Source organism: Dehalobacterium formicoaceticum (genome assembly GCF_002224645.1).
Lineage (GTDB): Bacteria > Bacillota > Dehalobacteriia > Dehalobacteriales > Dehalobacteriaceae > Dehalobacterium > Dehalobacterium formicoaceticum.
On sequence record NZ_CP022121.1, the window covers coordinates 2,733,509 to 2,752,880 of the forward strand.

Here is a 19,372-nt window from a genome sequence, read left to right on the forward strand (position 1 = left end):
ACTCCTATCAGACTGTCTCTGTCTTGATATGTCTTTTATCAGGGGAGCAGTCGTACAACAGATTCCAAAATCGCTCCGATAATAGGAACTGCTAAAACCATGACCAGTATTTTGGCAGAAAACTCTACTTTTGTTGCGATGGCCCCTTGTCCAGCGTCGCGGCATACCTGGGCGCCAAATTCTGCAATATAGGAAATACCGATGATCTTAAAAATGGTAGTTAAATAAAAGGTGTTGATACTGGCTCTGGTTGCTAATTCCTCAAAGGCAGAAACAACGTAGGATATTTTAGGCAGAATTTGAATAAAAATCACTGCCCCGACAAAAACGCTGATCACCATTCCCAAGGCAGGAATTTTGCTCTCCTTGATAAAGACAACGAGGATAGTTGTGACCAAAGCTAACCCGATAATGGCAAATAAGTCTTCCATAAAAACTCCTCCCTTACAGCTAGTAAAGATTGAAGACCGTTTTCACTTGCTGAAAAAGGTTGAGAATCACAGGAATGATCTTGATCAGTCCAATGGTTAAGCCGACCACCAGCACCAGATAGGCAAATTCATCTCTTCCCGCTTGTTTCAAAAAGGATTGAATAATTGTCACGCCAATGGCCAAACCTGCCAACAGCAAAATGACCCCTGTATCTCCCATCATTGTTATCTTCCTTTCTCAAAATAATTTATCAAATTATTTATACCATATTAAGGAGATCTGCTATCAAAGCTAAATAAATATCAGTGTAATCACCAATCCACAGGACCACCCTAAGGTTTGCCAAACCTTTTGAAATTGACTCCTTTCCGTTTCCACCTCTTTTTCCCGATGCAATAAATAGTTTTTGATACGGGTCAGTCTTTTTAATTGGTCTTCACGGTCGGAAGAGCCTAAACCTTGACCGAACTGTTCTAAATAACTCAATTCTTCCGTGGTCAGTAAAGAATAAGGAGTTAATTTTTTTAGTGATTCGGACCAAATCTCTCCTACGGTCTGGCCCTGACCATCCTTTAATCTTTGAGCAACCTCTTGAAAAAATTTGGCCGGCGTCCCTTTGGTTTGGCTTTCTGCAGCTTTTAAGGCTTGAGGCAGGGGCGTCAGAGTATACATGATTTCCGTTTCCAGGGTTTGGAGACCAAACTGGATCTGTCTTATTTCTTCCACATGTTTGGTGATGTTTTTACCCAAGAGGGTACCGATCAGGCCGCAGGTGATGATCACCATCCCCGCTCCGATTAATTTGATCATGATTTCATCCTCCCTTCCAATAAGGGCTTCCATTCCCGATCATAGATCTGTTCAATGGTACCGGGACCGTTTCTGCGACTTAAAACTACATAACGTTCAAAGACCTTATCCCTGATAAATTCTCTGATCACAGGCCGGTTTAGAAGATCTTCCCTACCCATACCATGAACGGTAGTTAAGATTTTAATGCCGGCATGGATCACTTCTTCCAGGGCTTTGCCATCCTCAATACGTCCTACCTCATCTGTGGCGATCACCTGTGGAGCCATAGAACGCACCAGCATCATCATCCCCTCTGCCTTGGGACAGCCGTCTAATACATCCGTCCGATGTCCGATAGGCATTTGGGGGATTCCGTCCAGGCATCCGGCAATTTCTGAACGTTCATCCACTAAACCCACGTCGATGGACTTAAAGCCGGGAAATCCATCTGAAAGCAGAGTGATGATATCCCGCACTAAGGTGGTTTTCCCTGCCTGGGGGGGAGAGATGATTAAGGTATGGCAGAGAGTATTCCTCTGCACCAAATGACCGATGATTTTGGCAGCAGAACCGGCAACAAAACGTGCGACACGAATGTTGACCCCGGAGATTTGTTTTAAGGTACGGATCTTTCCTCCTTCCAGCACTGCCCGTCCGACAAAACCCACCCGGTGACCGCCGGGAAGGGTAAGAAAGCCTTTCTGCAATTCTTCTTCCAAGGCATAGAGGGAGGAATTAGATAATAAGGAAACGGTTTTATCCAAGGTTCCCTTGCCCAGGGTAAGACTTGTCTCCCATTTCTCCGTTAAATCCCCTTGAGATGTAAGATACTGATCTCTGCATCTTTGTTTCAGCAACACCGGCGCATGTATGCGCAGTCTGATTTCCTCCAGGGTTTGGATTTCCGGAGCGAGCAGCTGGTTTAATAAAATGCGCAGATCAGGAGCAAGAAAAGGAAATATTTCCTTTTTTATCTTTTCTTCGATTAGGTTTTCTTGTTTAATTGCAGGTATTTCATAGATCATAGACACCTTTGTCCCCTCCTTATACCTATTCATATTAAGAGGACAAGCAAATTAGAACAAAAAAAAGAAGGCTTGCGCCTTCTTAAATATCTTCTGTATGGGATTCTTTTTCCTCATCATCATCATCGAAATCAAATTCATCCAGCTCGTGGTCCCCACAGCATGTGCAGGGATCATCATAACTGCCGTCATTTATATATACTACTTCATCGCAGTGGGGGCAAGTGACTTCGATCAGGTCATCATCCTCTAAAATGTCTGCATCAAAACAAACAATATCGTTGCAGTTGGGACATTTTACTTCTACATAATCTGTGTCGTCTTCGTCATCATCTTCGTCATCTTCATCATAGAAATCATCTTCCAAATCAGTTAAATCATCATCAATACCTTCCAGGTAATCTTCCATTTCGGACTGCTGCATTTCCAGATCAGTAATGGATAGCGCCATTTCTTCCAAAACATTGATGATTTGTTTAATTACTTTCCCTTCCTTAGTTTCTTCAGAAATCCCCAATCCTTCTGCCAAACCTTGTAAGTATGCAATTTGTTGTTTTAGATCCTTCATTTTAAAACCTCCTATCATTTTAACTTATAATTGAAAGAACTCTATCTTTCTAGTATGCCTTAATGTAAGATGTTTTAATCTTAAGCTCGTCCAATATAATCCCCTGTTTTCGTATTAATGGTTATCAGATCCCCGACATTAATAAAGAAAGGAACCCGCACCACAGCTCCGGTTTCCACTGTGGCAGGTTTGGAACCGCCGGAAGCCGTATCACCTTTGATACCCGGTTCCGTCTCCGTAACCTCCAGATCTACTTGAGATGGCAAATCGACACCGATTACCTGATTCTGGAAAAGGAGAATATGTATGTTCATGTTTTCTTTGAGATACTTTTTGCCATCACCGATTTGATCATCATTCAACGACATTTGTTCAAAATTATTGACATCCATCATCACAAAGGCTGTCCCATCATGGTATAAATATTGCATTTCCTTTCGTTCCAAATGAGCTTTGGGAAGCTTTTCACCTGCATTAAAGGTCTTTTCAATCGTTGCTCCGGTACGAACATTCCTCAGCTTAGAACGGACAAAAGCAGACCCCTTCCCCGGTTTGACATGTTGGAAATCCACCACTTGATAGGCATCTCCATCTAATTGAATGGTCACCCCTGTGCGGAAATCATTTGTTGAAATCATTGAAATACCTCCTAGTTGACAACTAAATTTTATGCGTTGAAATGACTTTTTTTAACGCCGCTTGATCATGTTCAAAGCCGCAAAGAAAGCCATTTCATAACCAAAATGGCCAAATCCGCTCACCTGTCCCGCAGCTACAGGAGCAATGACAGAATGATGCCTAAACTCTTCCCGGGCATATATATTGGATAAATGAACCTCGATGACAGGAGTTTGAATTGCTTTTACAGCATCACGAATGGCAATACTATAATGGGTATATGCAGCAGGATTTAAGATCACACAATCAGAGGTACTGCCTTCGTCATGCAAAAGATTGATAATCTCCCCTTCCACATTAGACTGGGCAAACACCATGGTAATGTGAAATTTTTCCCCCAATTGAGTAAGGTTTTCATTAATCCTTTCCAGGGAACCATCCCCATAAACTTCTCTTTCTCGTAAGCCGAGGAGATTCAGGTTCGGTCCGTGCAAGACCAGGATTTTTGCCATACCTTACCACCAGCCTTTCGTTAGCATTTTATCACAGATTTATTTATTTGAACAGTAGTTAACAGCCGCTGACCGTCATTTTAGCGATTTTTAAAGTAGGACTGCCTTTACCCACAAAGAAGGTTAAATCCGAACCTACGCCATCAATGTTGGAAAATAAGTCAAAAACATTGCCGGCGATAGCGATTCCCCGCACAGGCTTGGTTAATTCACCCTTTTCAATCAATAAGCCGCTGGCGCCTAAAGAAAAGTCTCCAGAAATGGGATTTGCCGTATGCATGCCCATCACATCTGTAATATAAATTCCCTGATTGGCTTGTTTCAGCAATTCCTCTTTTTCTGTGTCTCCGCCGGCAATGTATAAATTGGTGGTACCTACTTCCGGCATTCCTTTATAGGAACCTCTGATGCCATTTCCTGTGGATTTTTTCCTTTCCTTGGCCCCTGTATAGGTGTTGTATAAAAAACCTGTCAGCATGCCATCTACAATCAGGTCATTTTTTTGACAGGGGACTCCTTCCCCGTCAAAAGGAGCAGACATAATTTCCCCTTTTCTGGCGCCGTCATCAATAATAGTGATCAGAGGTGAGGCCACCTGGGAATTGATCTTCCCGGCAAAAAAAGATTTGCTCTTTTGCACTGCTTCAGAAGACAAAGAATTCCCCATTAAGCCCAGGAATTTAGTCCCAATGTAAGGGTCCAATACGGTCACCATGGTTTGGGTACTAATGTTCTTGGCTCCCAGCATGCGCACGGCCTTTTCGGCTGCTTCCAGGGCGATTGCTTCCGGGTTTAATTCCTGATATTTTAAGCGATATTGAAAACCAAAACCCGTTTGGGAGTCTCCTCCTTCTTCTGCCACCAAAAAGGCAGAAGCACCGCAATAGGAACCCTGGTACTGCCCGTAAACCCCAAGGGTATTCATAATTACCACCTGATAAAACGCATCGGAATAAGCACATCGTTCTGTAATTTTAATGCGGGGATCATATTGCCTGGCTCGTCCTTCAATTTCTTTTGCCAGGGAAATTTTTTCTGATACAGGCACTTGAGGAATTTGGGGATCGATCAGATCCATTTCAGGATAGTAAGTAACAGGTTCCGGCAGGGTATAAAATTCATCCTGGGCTGTAATTTGAGCATTATCAATCCCCTGGGTGACCATTTGATCTAAAGCAGTATCAGAAAAATCCGAGGAATAAGCAAACCCCAAACGGTTATGATGGAACAGACGCAGGCACAGCCCAATTTCCTCCGCTAATTTCATTGTCTCTACCTGCTGATCGCTCACATCAATAGATAAATCCCTGGACCTGGTTAAGAAAACCTCAGCCAAAGAAATTCCCCGAGATGAAACTGATTTCAGTACTTTTTCGCCAATATTTTGCAGATTAATCTCTGTCACTGTATTCCCTCCTCAAGTACCACATTATAAACGTTTCATGGTGGTTTTGCTCTTCGCCTCAGTCTGCGCAGTGCCCCCCACGATCAGTTCCTGAATACGGATGGTAGGTTGGGCATCGGACACAGGAGCTCCCTGACCATCCTTACCGCAAGTGCCGATGGCAAAACCTAAATCGGAGCCGACCCGATCCACCATGACCAAAGCTTGGGGGCCATTGCCGGTGAGCGTTGCGCCCCGAACCAAGTTCTTAATCTCACCATCTTCGATGATGTAACCTTCCGCCACATCAAACACAAAGTCACCGTTGGTAGTATTGACTTGACCGCCGCCCATCCTTTTCACAAAGATGCCATTTTTCGTATCTTTGATAATTTTTTCCGGGTCATCTTTACCGGCGGCAATATAAGTATTGGTCATGCGCGGGATGGGTTTTTCCCGATAAGATTCCCGCCGGCCATTACCGGTGGATTTCTGATGATCCTTTTGAGCGGTGAGATGATCGTACATATAACCTTTTAAAACTCCGTTCTCAATCAGAGTTTTCTTTTGCCCATGGATTCCTTCGTCATCAAAGCGGTAGGTACCGAATTTTCCTAAAATAGTAGCATCATCTACCACGGCGACCAAAGAAGAGGCCACCTTTTGCCCAATTTTATCACCATAAACAGATAATTTCTTTTGCACCAAATCCGCTTCCAAACCGTGGCCGCAGGCTTCGTGAACCATGGTGCCTCCTGCCTCCGATGCCATGACCACTGTCATTTTGCCTGCCGGAGCAGGGGCTGCCTTTAAAAGAGCGCATGCTCTTTCTCCGGCAGCCTTGCCTAATTCTTCTGCATTATGACATTTAAAGATTTCAAAGCCCTGGGTGCCTCCTAATGATTCGTAACCTGTCTGTACCTGACCTTGATCGGAAGCTACGGCATGAACAATCAGTCGGGTTCGGATGCGGCGATCTTCCACTTGGTCACCCAAGGAATTAGCGATCAATACATCCTGAATCACATCCCCATAGCCGACAGAAACTTGTTTAATTTTTTCGTCAATGTTCCGGGCTCCCTGATTGGCCAGCTGAACTTGTTCCACCTTATGGGAAACAGATACTTGATGAGGAGGCATTTCTATTTCAAAATCAAATTGAGGCATTTTTTTAGTGATTTTGACAGGTTTGTTGCTGCGCTCGCTTTTAGCCGCCCGGGAAGCGATCTGGGCAACCTCCAAAAGCCCGTCAAGAGATACATCATTGGTGTAGGCATAAGAAGTGGTTTCACCGCTGATCACCCGCACACCGGCTCCCATATCTATCCCTGTATTGACCCGTTCAATTTTATTGTCTTCGCAGCCAATGCCCGTGGTAACTTTTTTTTCCATAAAAATATCGGCAAAGTCACCCCCTGCTGCCAGAGCTTTATCCAATATTTTTTCCAATTCATTTTTTGAGAGCATGTTTTTTACAGTCCTTTCAAAAAACATCATACAGGAAATTTTAATCTCTTTATCCTTGGAGTTCCTGTTCCACCACTTTTCGAATCAATGAAGGCTCCACCGGGGCGATCTGAACCGATCCGATGGCAGTAGGCAGGATAAAATTAATATTACCAGACTGGGCCTTTTTATCCGCCTGGATATGAAACCATAATTCATCCCAATTCACCCCGGTAAAGCGGATGGGAAGTCCGGTCCGAAGAATAAGTTTCTTGATTCTGTCCGTCTCTTCTTTGGTGATCAGTCCCATTTCCTGGGCAATTAAAGCAGCGCCAACCATGCCAACGGCCACCGCCTCACCGTGACGATAAACCTGATAAGAAGTGGCTGCCTCCAGCCCATGACCGATAGTGTGGCCAAAATTTAAAATGGCGCGCTGACCCTGATCCAATTCATCATTTTTGACCACCTGAGCTTTGATAGTACATGATTTTTCAATAATCTCCGTCAAAAAATGATCATCATAAACAGTATGTTCTTCTAAGTAAGAAAAAAATTGATCATCTGCAATGACCCCATATTTGATAACCTCCGCCATGCCGGAACGGATTTCCCGTGACTCCAGCGTGGAAATGGTATCAATATCTATAAAAACCAATTTCGGCTGATAAAAGGCGCCGATCAGGTTTTTTCCCCGGGGATGATTCACGGCAACCTTGCCTCCCACGCTGGCATCCACCTGGGCCAAAAGAGTGGTGGGAACCTGGATAAAATTGATGCCCCGCATGTAGGTCGCGGCTGCAAATCCGGCCATATCACCGATTACTCCTCCGCCTAAGGCCAGCATGGTACCATAACGGTCCAAGCCAAAAGAAACAGCATGATCATAAATACGGGATACAGTTTCCAAAGTTTTAAAATCCTCTCCATCGGGTAAGATCAGTGTTTCCAGAGCAAAACCCGCTTCCCGGAGTGTCTTTGCAACCACATCTCCGTATAGGGGGGCAACAGTCGTGTTGGTGATGATGAGAATTTTCTCCGGAATTTTTAATTTTTTTAATTCAGTTCCCAGATGTGCCAGCATCTTTGAACCAATTTGAATTTGGTAACTGCGGGCTCCTAATAAAACCTCAACTTTTTTCATAACTCCATTTTTCCTTTACGATACGTATGATTTGTCTTGCCGAATCTTCAATATCCTGACGGGAAGTATCTATAGTAGCATCCGCATAATAATGATAGCTTTCTTCCCTTTCCGCCAAAAGATTATTAACATTTTCTAAGTTGCGACCCTTAGCCAACAAGGGCCGGGTATTCTTTCTGGATACACGCTCTAAAATAACCTCCGGATCAGCGGTGAGGAGCACAAAATAACCATTCTTTTTCAAAGCTTCCATACTTTTGTGATTTAAAATGGCACCTCCTCCGGTGGCAATCACTAAGTGATCCCCCTTGGCCAATTTTTCTAAAACCAGGTCTTCCTCGGAACGAAAACGAATTTCCCCGTGTTTGCGGAAAATCTGATTCACGGTCAACCCTGTTACTTCTTCAATCATTTGATCCGAATCAACAAACTTAAAGTTTAAAGCACGGGCTATGACCCGGCCAATGGCACTTTTCCCTGTTCCCATAAAACCGATTAAAACGATATTGGGCATAACTACACCTGCCTTAAATATATTCTGTATTTCTTCACCCTTTCTTTCATTTCTTCCAGGGTATCTCCTCCAAACTTTTCTTGAAGTGAGCGGGCGATTTCCCATGCTGCCACTGCTTCCCCGACCACACAGGCGGCAGGAACAGCACATACATCGGACCGTTCTACTTGGGCCGTTAACTTTTCCTTTGTAGCACGATCCACCGTATTCAAGGGCTTCATCAAAGTGGGAATCGGTTTCATGGCTGCCCGGATGACGATGGGTTCACCGTTGGACATCCCCCCTTCGATGCCCCCGGCATGGTTGGAATAACGGAAAAAGCCGTTATTTTCTTCATACCCAATCTCATCATGTACTTTGGAACCCGGTTGGTCAGCTGACTGAATACCCAAGCCCACTTCTACACCTTTAATTCCCTGAATGCTCATTAAAGCCCCCGCTAAACGTCCGTCAATTTTCCGCTCCCAATGAACATGGCTGCCCAAGCCTGCGGGTACCTTGGTAATGATGATTTCAAAAACCCCTCCTAAGGTATCCCCTTCCTTTTTGGCCTGATCGATCATTCTCAAAATGTTTTCAGAAACTTGCTCATCAAAGCAGCGTACAGGAGAATTTTCTACTTGGGAAAATAACTCTTCCCAGGGAATTCCGGGCAGGGGATTGGTATCTTTGATCCCTCCAATCGCTACCACACGTCCAAAAACCATGATATCCATTTCCTTGAGCAGCGCTTTGGCCACTGCACCAACGGCTACCCGAGATGCTGTTTCCCGGGCACTGGATCTTTCCAGGATATTTCTCATATCACCCTGATCATATTTTATGCTGCCGGTTAAGTCGGCATGACCGGGACGTGGCCGGGTAATTTTTTTTGTTGTCATATCCGCTCCCGGTGCAGGTGACATCACTTCGGCCCAGTTCACCCAATCCCGGTTCTTAATTTGTAAGGTAATGGGGCTTCCCATGGTCAAACCATTACGCACCCCAGACAAAATTTCCACTTGATCTTGCTCAATCTGCATCCTGCCCCCCCGTCCATAACCCATCTGCCGGCGGGCTAATTCCTGGTTGATAAAATCGGCCGTTAGGGGCAAATTTGCCGGAAACCCTTCAATAATAGCTGTCAGCATCGGTCCGTGGGATTCTCCTGCTGTAAGAAAACGCATAGCCTGCCTCCTTTGTTCGTTTCAACGGATCTAATATACAGAAAGAACACGCAGTCCACGTGCTCTTTAATTATGCCGGGAAAATAAAACTTTGTCAATTATTGGCCGGAATGATCCGGCTGGCAACTAGGTTTATTTTTTAATAAATTTAAAATCCGCTAAAACGGCGGTCAAATCATTGTACTTCCCTTCAGATCCAGGAATCCAAGTGACACGAATCGTCACCGTCAAGGCATCGGAAATGTCTGTCACCGCAGGACTGATATATTTGGGATAAGAAGCGGGGTAGATAGGACCGCCTAAAAAGAGAGGTTTTTTCTCATAAAGATGGGAATTAACCGGATACTCAGTTTGATAAAGTCCGGGCTGACCATCTTTATTATCTCCATCATCAACTTCCATGTCTACCAGCTGATAGTCATAATCATACTCCTTAGGGGTACGCTTAATTATTTTTTCCGCACCTCCTTCTGTGATCACATTACTGAGTACTTCATGACTATCGGAAAAAATTGAAAGGTAATAAGCACCGTTGGTATTATTGGTTTCGTCATCAACGCCCAGCCAGCCTTCGATGGCCTGAAATTCTCTGTTGGTTCTCAGCACTATTTCTGCACTGCCGGTACTTAAACGCACCCCTAAACCTTTAGCATAAGTGTCGGCAACAATGACAAAGGGATCCCTTTGGCGAAAGAATGGTCCTACGTTGCGAATCACCATCATATCCTGTAAGTCAACTTTCTTTTCCCGGGAGGATCCGGTACTTTTGTTATCTGAGGGGATATTATCCTTTAAGTTGACGTTTTTAGGCATGGTGCCGATATAAACCTTGTTTTCCATGCCATCCCAGTTGACTGGGAGTCCGGTGGCCTCAACAACTCCGCGGAGAGGAACCATGACAATGCCTTTGCCGGTTAAAATAAAAGGTTCTTCGCCTGTAATCTTACGGGATCCGGAAAAAATTTGAATATTGCGATAGGTGACCGCAACTTCCTGTTTTGCCGCGTCCAAAGAAAGGACGGATCCACCCGTTTTTCCCTGATTGGTCTGAGAGTTGATTGACTCAGAGATTCTTACCATATTTTCTGCCTGATCCCAGAGGACAGTTCTCCCGGTGGCCTCTGCGATGGTACGCACCGGAACCATAACAATTCCCTTTTGATTCAAAATAAAAGGTGCTTCTCCGCCGATGATCTGACCATTCAGATAAACCTGAATGCCCCGGTAAGTAACGGAAACCCGGGTGGAGTAGGAATTTTCCGACCCAAAGACAGGGAGAGCAAAAATAAAAAGGGTAAAAAATATAAACATAGATATGAAAACGTTTTTGTTCTTCATCTTTCCATCCTTCTCATGCTTTATTCCCTTACCGGGAAACTATAATCACCGGTTTCCTTGACAAAGACTTCCGGCACGGGTGATGAGACCTTTTCCTTATTTGCAGGAGCAGTTGGGGTTTTTTCCTCTTTTTCGGTCTTCATCTCGGACCCTGCCGCCCCTTTCGGTTTAGCCGAACCTGTTGGATCTGCAGCTGACGAGATAGGAGATTTAGTAGCAAATGGATCTCCTGAATCATCAATAATAGGATCCATCTCCGGAGCACTTAGATTTTCATCCGTCACAACTGTTTCGGATTCTTCCATGCCGACCGTACCGACAGGGTTTGCAGGTACATCAACTGTTGGATTAAAAACGTCAAAACGTCCCAATGGGATGCTTTCCTGAGCCAGTTGTAAATTTTCCGGGCTGCGTACCATATAAGTTACGATACTTAAAACACCCACAACCTCCGGATTATTACCGACAATGACGGGATCTTGATAGTCGGCAGGTGACGTGTCCTTTTTTTCTTCCTTTTCCACATTTTCCTTGTTTCCCTGGCTTGTTTTATCTGCATTATCATTTGTAGTTTTCTGGTTTTTCGCTGTATCCTTTGTCTCCTCATCTTCTACATATGGATGTAATTGGAGTGACAAAAGCTCAGAGGTATTGGGCATATCCTGCTCCACCAGTCTGATAAAATTCACGATATCCTGATAATATCCCCGCACCCGGATCTCAAAAGGAATTTTGAGAACGGCCTGATTGCTGTCCAAGGGTTTGGGATTGACTTGGGTGATAATTATATTGTTATCGACGGCATGCTGGCCAATAAAGTAATAATTGATGCCATTTCTCACCTCTGTGTTCATGGGGATTTTAAGGCGGTCTGCATCTTCCTTTAACTGCAGGTATTCTTCTTCCAGGTTGGGGAGCATGGCAATCAATGCCCGGGTTTCTTCCAGTTCACTTTTCTTTCCCTCAATTTCATGAGCCACCACAGCATATTTGGGGAATAAAACCCGGCCAAAACCCCAATAAATTAAGGCAATGAGAATAAAGGCCAGTAAGATGTTGATAAGATTTTTTTCTCTTTTAGACAAGGATTCCAGCATTATCATTCACTTCCCTCTGCTAACTTTCCCACCAGCACATAATCCACCAAGATGGCTGTTCCTACCTTGATTTCTTTGGAACGTACCAGACGGAGTTCCTGAAAATAAGGAAGCTCATTAAGCTCATAAAGAAATACCCCGATGGTGGAAAGATTGCCAGCTAAACCCTGCAGTTGGAAGTTTTTTTCCTGGTCACAGGTAAAATTTGTAATCCAAATATCCTGGGGTAACCGATTGTTTATATCTGCGAGAAAGGGAGACCATCGTTTTTTTTCCTTCGTAATATTTGTTAATTCGACGATTTCCTGTTCCAATCGTTTACTTTCTTTTTGGAATGTTTCTGCTTCCGATTTTTCCGGCAAGATAGACGTTAATTGGCGTTCCAGACGTACTGAACGGTATTCGGAAAACTTAATCCAGCCAAAGAAAAGAGTGTACCCAGCCAGAACGGTAACTCCAATCAGGACCAGCAAAACCTTCATTAAATCAATCTGGTTTTTCGTGGTGCTGTTTCGTAATTTCGGCGGCAAGAGATTGATGTTTTTGTTCATGGTCACACCTCTCTCAAAGCCAGGCCAATGGCAACGGCAAAGGCCGGATCAACCTGATTCATTTCATGGCCTTTCAACTCAGCATCTTCTTGAATCGTAAAATTTTGCAAGCCGGGAATAACCCTTAGCTCCATCTCTTGGTGAAAGAAATCCACCATGCCTTTTAATTTGGAGCCTCCCCCGGTAATAATCATGGCTTGGGGATCACTTTGCTTATATTGGGAGCGGTAGAATTCCATAGATCGGCGAATTTCAGCAATCAAAGGAGGCACGCTTTCCCGAAGTACATGATAAAGATTTTCTTTTTCCGGGGAGAGGTTTTCCTCTTCTTCTTTAAAAAGTCTGCCATCCCTTTCTTTAATCAGCTGGGCGGCATTAAATTCTAATCCCAATGAATTGACCACTTTTTTCGTTAAGTCATCCCCGCCGATGGTAATATTGCGAGAGAATTTCAACTCTTCGCCCTGGAAAACCACCAGGTTAGATGCTTTGGCCCCAACATCCAAACCGATAAAGGTATCCATACGGTTCACTACAGCTCCCGTTCGTATCACCACATTGCTGCCTATACTGCGCCATAGGGATAGTGGTTCAATTTCTACCGCCATTAATGTCAGATCAGCTTTGGTAAAGGTTTCATGGATCAAATAAACCAACCGTCTGGGCACTGCAACTAAGAGCACATTCATCAGGGGCGCGCCCTCCTCCATGGTATCACCCAGCACCAAATGTTCAATAATCAAATCTGTGCCGGAAGAAAGAGGAATATACTTGTCTGCATCCCATTTCAGGGTAGAGGCCACTTCTTTTTCACTCATTCTGGGTAATTTAATATAGCGAATGATAACATTTTTCCCGGAAATAATGGTTACTGCCCTGCGGGTCTTAGTTCCGGATTGCGCTACCATAGAGCGCAGTGCATCTGCCACTTGCTCTACCTGCACTATGGCGCCATCATCTACGGCACCGTCAGGGGTGGGGATGCGGCCCATGCGGGTAATCTGAGTTTGGCTTTTGGCAGCCATCTCCACCATTTTAATATCCCGGGTTCCGATATCGATGCCGAGAAAGTTCTCCTTCTTAAGGATACGTTTTTGGAATTGCGTGGTGATTTTGTTCAGCAAGTTGTTATTCCCTTCCCTAGAAAAATTTGCTTACGTAAGCATCTAAGCCAAAGCCTAATGTGCACTTATTCCTTCAACAATAAACAACTAATAAATACTAAAAGAATAAAATCTTAAAATAGGTCCTTATTTCCAATTAACGATATCAAAATTAATATTGCTGTAAGATAATGTAGTGTTGATAAAACTATTAAAGACATTGGCAAGTTCCTCATTATATGTTATGGTAAAATCTTTTTTGGCATAAAAATAATCCTTACAAAGGATCGTCCCCGTAAAATTTCCTGCTTTATCTATGTCCACAGAACCATAAGGCGCGAGATATACCCCAGAATATTTATTTTCTTTTTTAATTTCAATGTCCCCAAAGGTAATGATGATTAAGGAATTGTCAACATAATTATCTTGTTCGACAGCATTAATCGCAGTGTCTTTCCTGAGTTTAACACTATCATCAAAAACCAATACAATATGTCCTGAATAAGTGCCATAAAATTCTATAGGAGATGAACAATAATAATTCCCCGGAGCTAATTCCGCTAGGTCTCCTGACCATCCAAGGGGAGGGGATTGCCATGATGTAAATTGATTCAAATCTAAATTGGGAATCAATTCTGGTTGTTTTTCAAAAAGTTCTCCTGTAATGGTAGTATCTTTCTTATACTCGATTGTACTGCCTGATACGATTGCTGCATCTTCCGGTAGTATCCAGCCGTCAGCCAAAGAGATCCGGGATTGAACTCTCAGGTTTTTTGTTGCCTTTCCGTATTTACCTGAATAGTTACCGGTCACTTCAGTTGAAAGGGTAATATCATCAGGATTATTTTTTTGAACGGTAAAATGCACATATTTCTTTGGGTTAGGCCAGGTAATTCCTCCATTCTCAGCTATTATCGGTATACTTAAGTCAAAAGAAGCTTTTCCGCCCATAGGCAGATCATTGATAATGGTTTTTAACGCCATCAGTTTATCTTCATCAACAAGTAGTTGAGCCATCACCTGATTAAAAATTGATTCCGCATTGTAATTTGCCTGTACTCTGGCCACCTGGGTTTTGCTTATATCAAAATCTGTTTTAGAAATGTCCAGCAAAAAAGTGCCTAAAACAAATAAAGTGACCAAAGCAAAAGCGACAAATACAAGGATGGCCCCCCTGTCATTTTTAACAAGCTTCATCAATTTGATCCCACCTTTATCTGCTTACTGCACGCAGTACGATACTGGATGTCATGATTATTTCATGACCATCCTGCCCCATACCCACTAAGGTAATCTCTAATGTAGACATAAGTTCGTTATATTCGAAAGTCACAGATTTGATCTTATTAGCAACCGGCTGATAGGAACCAGGTTCTTCCTTTCGTTCTAGCTCTTTGTCTCCTGTGTCATATTGATAAGAAATTTTTGCAGTTCCAATAAATTTACCTGCAGCATCAATTTTGGGGATATAAAAAGAAATTGTTGAAGCAGTTGTTCCAGTGGCAGGAAGAACCGGTGCTGGATCTTTCACAGTCTGACGGATCTCTGAGGTCATACGGTCCATAGTAAAACGCATATTTTGCACCACATCGATTTGTTCCGTCCCATGAGTCCAGGACTTTAAACCCGATGAAAAAAGGGCAAAAGCCGGCGTTAAAAGGATACCAAATAAAACCATGGAAATAACGATTTCAATTAATGTTAAGCCCTGATCATTTTTCATCATTATTCCGCCTACTTCCCGGCCGTATAGTTCCTCAAGAAAACTTCATGCTCCTGTCCTAGGGACCCCCATTTCACCCAAACTTCAACACGATAGAATTGCACCTGTTCCCCATTAACCGCATAGGATACATCCGTGATCTTATTTTTATATTCGTATCCCTTGGATCCAGCGACTTCAGTCCAGTCAGAAGTTTCAATATATGTACTTAGGTCCACTTCCCCTAACCCTTCAATTTCTTTTTCCGCGATATGAAGGGCAACGGATGTTTTCGTGGAGCGGTCATAATTTCTCAGGCTGCTGTTAAGAAGGCCCAATAAAGGGATCACCCCAATCATAATAATGACCATAGCTACAATTACTTCCACAAAAGTAAAACCGGCATCACATCGATTTTTCCTATTCATGATGAACCTCATTCTTATAATTTCATCCAAACCCAAAATCAATTTTTATATTGGCAAAACTTATTCTCCAAAGGTTTAGAATGAAAATGGGCTATCACCGTATGTCCCGTTATAAATTACACCGTTTATGGCGCCGGTGGGATGTCAGAAGCTCGTATTCTTCCCGTTGTATTGAGCACGTAAATGAATTTTTTATCGTTAACTGCGTTTTTAAGAAGAAAATGTCCTGCCCGGCTGGTTGTCCCGGAGGGTCTCAAATAAAATTCACTCATTCCCTCTGTAGGGCTAATACTCGTTATCATGGAGCTTAAGTCTCTGACCTCCTTAATTTTCATCCCATCCCGAAAAGAATAGGTTTTTTTACCGGCATCTAAAACAAAGCGATAATCCTTTTGCTCAGCAATGGCTTGAAATTGCCATTTCCTGATATCGGATATCATATACCGAGTGGCCATCTCTAAATCAAATTTGTATTTTAAATGGGCAGCCCTGGGATAAGCAATAGCTAATAAAATTCCAAAAATGACTAAGACCAGGGTAATTTCAATCAGGGTAAAGCCCTTTTGGTTATTACTCCTTCTCATCATCAGAAGAAACCTCATTTATATCAATTTGCATAATAATCTAAATAATCTAAGATTTATAGTTTCCTTATTATTTCCACATATTCAAGAAGACCTATGAGAAACTAAGAGGATCAAAGCTAATAATATGATGTTTGTCTTTTGATTTGTTGGAAAATGGTCATATTTTGTCTCTTAGAATCTGTACTTAAAACAACGTGATCATCATCTTAAAAAAATCTTGCAACATACCATGAGATGATGTTGTTGCCAAACATGATACTTGTCAGTGCACCCAAAGATAAAAAAGGTCCAAAAGGAATGGCATCCTTTCTGGATTTACTTTTACCCGAAATCAGAAAAATGCTTATTATGGAAGCAAAAAGGGCCCCCATAAATATGGTGAGTAACACCAGCTGCCATCCCAGATAAAAACCGATCATGGAACCCAGCTTAATGTCCCCCCACCCATACCTCCCCGACTGGCTAAAGAAATTAAAAAAAGTATCCCGCCTCCGGTCATAAAACCGGGCAAAGCATCGAACCAATATATAAAGGGACAAAAAATATTAAAAATGATCCCAGTGACCAAACCTAAAAGGATTAAATAATTAGGTATTCGAAAATGATCCAGGTCAATAAAGGAAATCACTATCAATATTGAGGTTAGGATCAAGTAAGGTAAAATTTTCACATCCCAAGGAGTAAAATAATATACCAAGAAAAAAACAAAACCGGTGAGAAGTTCAAGCCCGGGATAGCGCCAGGAAAGTGAAGTCCCGCAATTACGGCATTTCCCATGGAATAACAGATAACTGATTAAAGGAATCAGCTCTATTGGTTTTAAGCTCTTCCCACAGCTCTCACAATGACTGGGAGGATAAATTACGGATTCTCCTTGGGGAATCCGGTCAATACACACGTTTAAGAAACTGCCGATCATCAAACCGATGAGAAAAATTAAGAAATAGTCCATTAAGCACCTCAGATTTGTGGGATGTATTTAGGAGTGACAGGATTATCATGGATCCTGTCACTCCGGAATTAGGTTTATTCTCCTTCTCCTTAAGGTGTAGCAGGTGTGGCAGGCGTAGCTTTGAACTCACCACCAGTAACTTCATATGTGTATCCTGCCGGTGGGACGGGAACGTCCTTAATATAGCCATTAGTAATCAGGTTGGCAAATCCCGTCTCTGTCTTAGCTCCATCAGAATCATACGCAGTAACATTGTCAAATGTTCTTGTCGTATCATCAGCTAAATACAAATCAATGGCATTTTGAACTATCTTTGTGTCCGCATCAGCTCTTGCCTTAGTAGCAGCTTCTGTTCGATCCATAAACCGAGGAATGGCAATAGCGGCCAGGATACCGAGAATTACAACGACTACCACCAATTCAATTAGGGTAAAACCTTTATCACTCTTGATCAGATCACGAATTTTTTGTAACATTTTTTCACCTCCTTTATTAAAGATTTTTTGTTAATTTATTCCCAATCAAAATCCTTCCGCTAAAAAGATGGATCGCACTCCATCTTTTTAGCATGAAAATTTTGCTCCGGCACTCTCCGGCACTTTTTAAGGAGATTTCTTTGATAAGTGCACAATTGCCGAAATTTTGGGAAATTGATATCTTATTTTAAATCATAAATTTAAATCGTGGAACCTGATGTAATATCCAAAATGGGCAGCATCATGGCAATAATCATAAAACCCAAGACCACACCCAATCCTACAATCAGAAGTGGTTCTACCAACGATGCCAGTCGATCCAAACGGGTATCCACTTCCCGGTCGTAAAAGATGGCTACCTTTTCCAGCATGGTGTCTAAAGCACCGCTTTCCTCCCCTACAGCAATCATATTAACCACCATGGGAGGAAACACCTGGGAATATTTTAAAGGCTCGGCAATGCCTTTTCCTTTAAGGATGCTTTCCTTAGCAATGTCCACTTCCCGGGAAACAGCCAGATTTCCTACAGTGCGTTGTACAGTGCCTAAGGCTTCCACAATCGGCACACCGGAGCGCAACATACTTCCCAGTGTCCGGGAAAAACGGCTCACAATGTAGATTTGAATTAATTCACCAAATACCGGCATCTTTAATAAAAACCGATCGAAAGCTTCCCGCACATTTCTTTTCTTAAAAGCCTGTTTGGTACCATAATAAAGACCAATAAAAATCAAAAGAATGAGATACCAATAGTTTTTTGTAAATTCACTGGCACCGAGCACGATGCGGGTGATTAAAGGAAGTTCTGCCCCATTTTCTATTAACATACCGACTAACATGGGAACAATAAAAATCAGCATAATGGACATGCCTAAAACCGCCACAATAAGAATGACCAATGGATAGGTCATGGATGATTTTACTTTTTCCCGGATGTCATGTTCGCGTTCATAGTTAATGGCTAAGCGCTCCATTACCTCATCAATGGTACCGCTTAGTTCTCCCGTTTCCACCATATTGACAAAAATATCCGGAAAAACTTTGGGATACGGACGCAGGGATTGGGCTAAGGAGTTTCCTTCTTCCAGGTGACTTACAACCTCCTGTAAGGCGTCTTTCAGCACGCCCTTCTCCGTTTGCTCCTGGAGAATTCTTATGCAGTTGACCAGGGGCACACCGGCATTCATCAAAGTGGAAAGTTGCCGGCAAAACATAGCCAGGTCTTTTGCTTTAACAGAAGATTCCAGTTTGGGTAGTTTAATATTAAAATTCCGCACGGTTTTTTCTGCTACATCCACAATAAGATAATCCCGATTGCGTAATTCTTCCACGACTATGCGTTCATTTTCCGCTTTCATGGTACCGGTAATTACTCTTCCCCCCATATCCCGCACCTTATAAGCATATTCCGCCATGGTTCCTCCACTCCGTTTGTCATGCATCAATAATAATTGTATGTAATTTCTCTCTGCTTTTAGTCTTATAGCTTATTCGACTTAAAATGAAGATTTCCTTCAAATTTCTGCATCTGTTATAT

At 42.8% G+C, this 19,372-nt stretch carries 22 protein-coding genes and 1 pseudogene; all 23 read right to left on the reverse strand.

Annotation, left to right across the window (positions count from 1 at the left end):
* Window positions 1-38: 38 nt before the first annotated feature.
* The gene (spoIIIAD, locus tag CEQ75_RS13235; protein WP_089611359.1) at window positions 39-431 is read right to left on the reverse strand and encodes a stage III sporulation protein AD; all 393 of its coding nucleotides are present in this window, start codon (window positions 429-431) and stop codon (window positions 39-41) included.
* Window positions 432-450: 19 nt separating this feature from the next.
* The gene (locus CEQ75_RS13240) at window positions 451-654 is read right to left on the reverse strand and encodes a SpoIIIAC/SpoIIIAD family protein (protein WP_089611361.1); all 204 of its coding nucleotides are present in this window, start codon (window positions 652-654) and stop codon (window positions 451-453) included.
* A gap of 69 nt (window positions 655-723) precedes the next feature.
* Window positions 724-1,242, reverse strand: a complete 519-nt coding sequence (locus CEQ75_RS13245; protein WP_157677470.1) for a hypothetical protein — start codon at window positions 1,240-1,242, stop codon at window positions 724-726.
* Window positions 1,239-2,249: a stage III sporulation protein AA gene (gene spoIIIAA, locus CEQ75_RS13250; protein ID WP_089612638.1), complete on the reverse strand. Its 1,011-nt coding sequence runs from the start codon at window positions 2,247-2,249 to the stop codon at window positions 1,239-1,241. The genes CEQ75_RS13245 and spoIIIAA overlap by 4 nt, the downstream gene beginning before the upstream one ends.
* Window positions 2,250-2,331: 82 nt before the next feature.
* The gene (locus CEQ75_RS13255) at window positions 2,332-2,817 is read right to left on the reverse strand and encodes a CD1247 N-terminal domain-containing protein (protein WP_089611365.1); all 486 of its coding nucleotides are present in this window, start codon (window positions 2,815-2,817) and stop codon (window positions 2,332-2,334) included.
* A gap of 80 nt (window positions 2,818-2,897) precedes the next feature.
* Window positions 2,898-3,455 (reverse strand): elongation factor P, encoded by a 558-nt coding sequence (efp, locus tag CEQ75_RS13260; RefSeq protein WP_089611367.1) that lies wholly within the window; start codon window positions 3,453-3,455, stop codon window positions 2,898-2,900.
* 51 nt (window positions 3,456-3,506) lie between these two features.
* Complete coding sequence (aroQ, locus tag CEQ75_RS13265) at window positions 3,507-3,947, reverse strand: type II 3-dehydroquinate dehydratase (RefSeq protein WP_089611369.1); 441 nt, start codon at window positions 3,945-3,947, stop codon at window positions 3,507-3,509.
* Between the two features lie 58 nt (window positions 3,948-4,005).
* A complete protein-coding gene (locus CEQ75_RS13270) occupies window positions 4,006-5,352 on the reverse strand; it encodes a TldD/PmbA family protein (RefSeq protein WP_089611370.1) in 1,347 nt (448 codons plus the stop codon).
* A gap of 24 nt (window positions 5,353-5,376) precedes the next feature.
* Complete coding sequence (locus CEQ75_RS13275; protein WP_089612639.1) at window positions 5,377-6,798, reverse strand: TldD/PmbA family protein; 1,422 nt, start codon at window positions 6,796-6,798, stop codon at window positions 5,377-5,379.
* Between the two features lie 49 nt (window positions 6,799-6,847).
* On the reverse strand, window positions 6,848-7,921 hold the full coding sequence (gene aroB, locus CEQ75_RS13280) for a 3-dehydroquinate synthase (RefSeq protein ID WP_089611372.1): 1,074 nt from the start codon (window positions 7,919-7,921) through the stop codon (window positions 6,848-6,850).
* Window positions 7,908-8,435 (reverse strand): shikimate kinase, encoded by a 528-nt coding sequence (locus CEQ75_RS13285; protein ID WP_089611374.1) that lies wholly within the window; start codon window positions 8,433-8,435, stop codon window positions 7,908-7,910. The genes aroB and CEQ75_RS13285 overlap by 14 nt, the downstream gene beginning before the upstream one ends.
* 2 nt (window positions 8,436-8,437) lie before the next feature.
* On the reverse strand, window positions 8,438-9,601 hold the full coding sequence (gene aroC, locus CEQ75_RS13290; protein WP_089611376.1) for a chorismate synthase: 1,164 nt from the start codon (window positions 9,599-9,601) through the stop codon (window positions 8,438-8,440).
* Window positions 9,602-9,733: 132 nt separating this feature from the next.
* Window positions 9,734-10,939 carry a stalk domain-containing protein gene (locus tag CEQ75_RS13295; RefSeq protein WP_089611377.1) on the reverse strand — a complete coding sequence of 402 codons (1,206 nt, stop codon included), beginning with the start codon at window positions 10,937-10,939 and terminating at the stop codon, window positions 9,734-9,736.
* A gap of 20 nt (window positions 10,940-10,959) precedes the next feature.
* Window positions 10,960-12,042, reverse strand: a complete 1,083-nt coding sequence (gene pilO / locus CEQ75_RS13300) for a type 4a pilus biogenesis protein PilO (protein WP_089611379.1) — start codon at window positions 12,040-12,042, stop codon at window positions 10,960-10,962.
* On the reverse strand, window positions 12,039-12,587 hold the full coding sequence (locus CEQ75_RS13305) for a PilN domain-containing protein (protein WP_089611381.1): 549 nt from the start codon (window positions 12,585-12,587) through the stop codon (window positions 12,039-12,041). Before CEQ75_RS13305 ends, pilO begins: the two co-directional genes overlap by 4 nt.
* A gap of 2 nt (window positions 12,588-12,589) precedes the next feature.
* A complete protein-coding gene (gene pilM, locus CEQ75_RS13310; RefSeq protein ID WP_089611384.1) occupies window positions 12,590-13,711 on the reverse strand; it encodes a type IV pilus assembly protein PilM in 1,122 nt (373 codons plus the stop codon).
* Window positions 13,712-13,837: 126 nt separating this feature from the next.
* Complete coding sequence (locus CEQ75_RS13315) at window positions 13,838-14,887, reverse strand: hypothetical protein (RefSeq protein WP_089611386.1); 1,050 nt, start codon at window positions 14,885-14,887, stop codon at window positions 13,838-13,840.
* A gap of 16 nt (window positions 14,888-14,903) precedes the next feature.
* Complete coding sequence (locus CEQ75_RS13320) at window positions 14,904-15,416, reverse strand: PilW family protein (RefSeq protein WP_089611388.1); 513 nt, start codon at window positions 15,414-15,416, stop codon at window positions 14,904-14,906.
* A gap of 8 nt (window positions 15,417-15,424) precedes the next feature.
* Window positions 15,425-15,820, reverse strand: a complete 396-nt coding sequence (locus CEQ75_RS13325) for a prepilin-type N-terminal cleavage/methylation domain-containing protein (RefSeq protein ID WP_157677471.1) — start codon at window positions 15,818-15,820, stop codon at window positions 15,425-15,427.
* A 125-nt stretch (window positions 15,821-15,945) separates the two neighbouring features.
* Complete coding sequence (locus CEQ75_RS13330; RefSeq protein ID WP_198306543.1) at window positions 15,946-16,407, reverse strand: prepilin-type N-terminal cleavage/methylation domain-containing protein; 462 nt, start codon at window positions 16,405-16,407, stop codon at window positions 15,946-15,948.
* A 206-nt stretch (window positions 16,408-16,613) separates the two neighbouring features.
* Window positions 16,614-17,359, reverse strand: a pseudogene (locus CEQ75_RS13335) (prepilin peptidase).
* 89 nt (window positions 17,360-17,448) lie between these two features.
* Window positions 17,449-17,835, reverse strand: a complete 387-nt coding sequence (locus CEQ75_RS19240; RefSeq protein ID WP_089611394.1) for a prepilin-type N-terminal cleavage/methylation domain-containing protein — start codon at window positions 17,833-17,835, stop codon at window positions 17,449-17,451.
* Between the two features lie 200 nt (window positions 17,836-18,035).
* Window positions 18,036-19,250, reverse strand: coding sequence for a type II secretion system F family protein (locus CEQ75_RS13345; RefSeq protein WP_198306544.1), 1,215 nt, complete (start codon window positions 19,248-19,250; stop codon window positions 18,036-18,038).
* Between the last annotated feature and the right edge of the window lie 122 nt (window positions 19,251-19,372).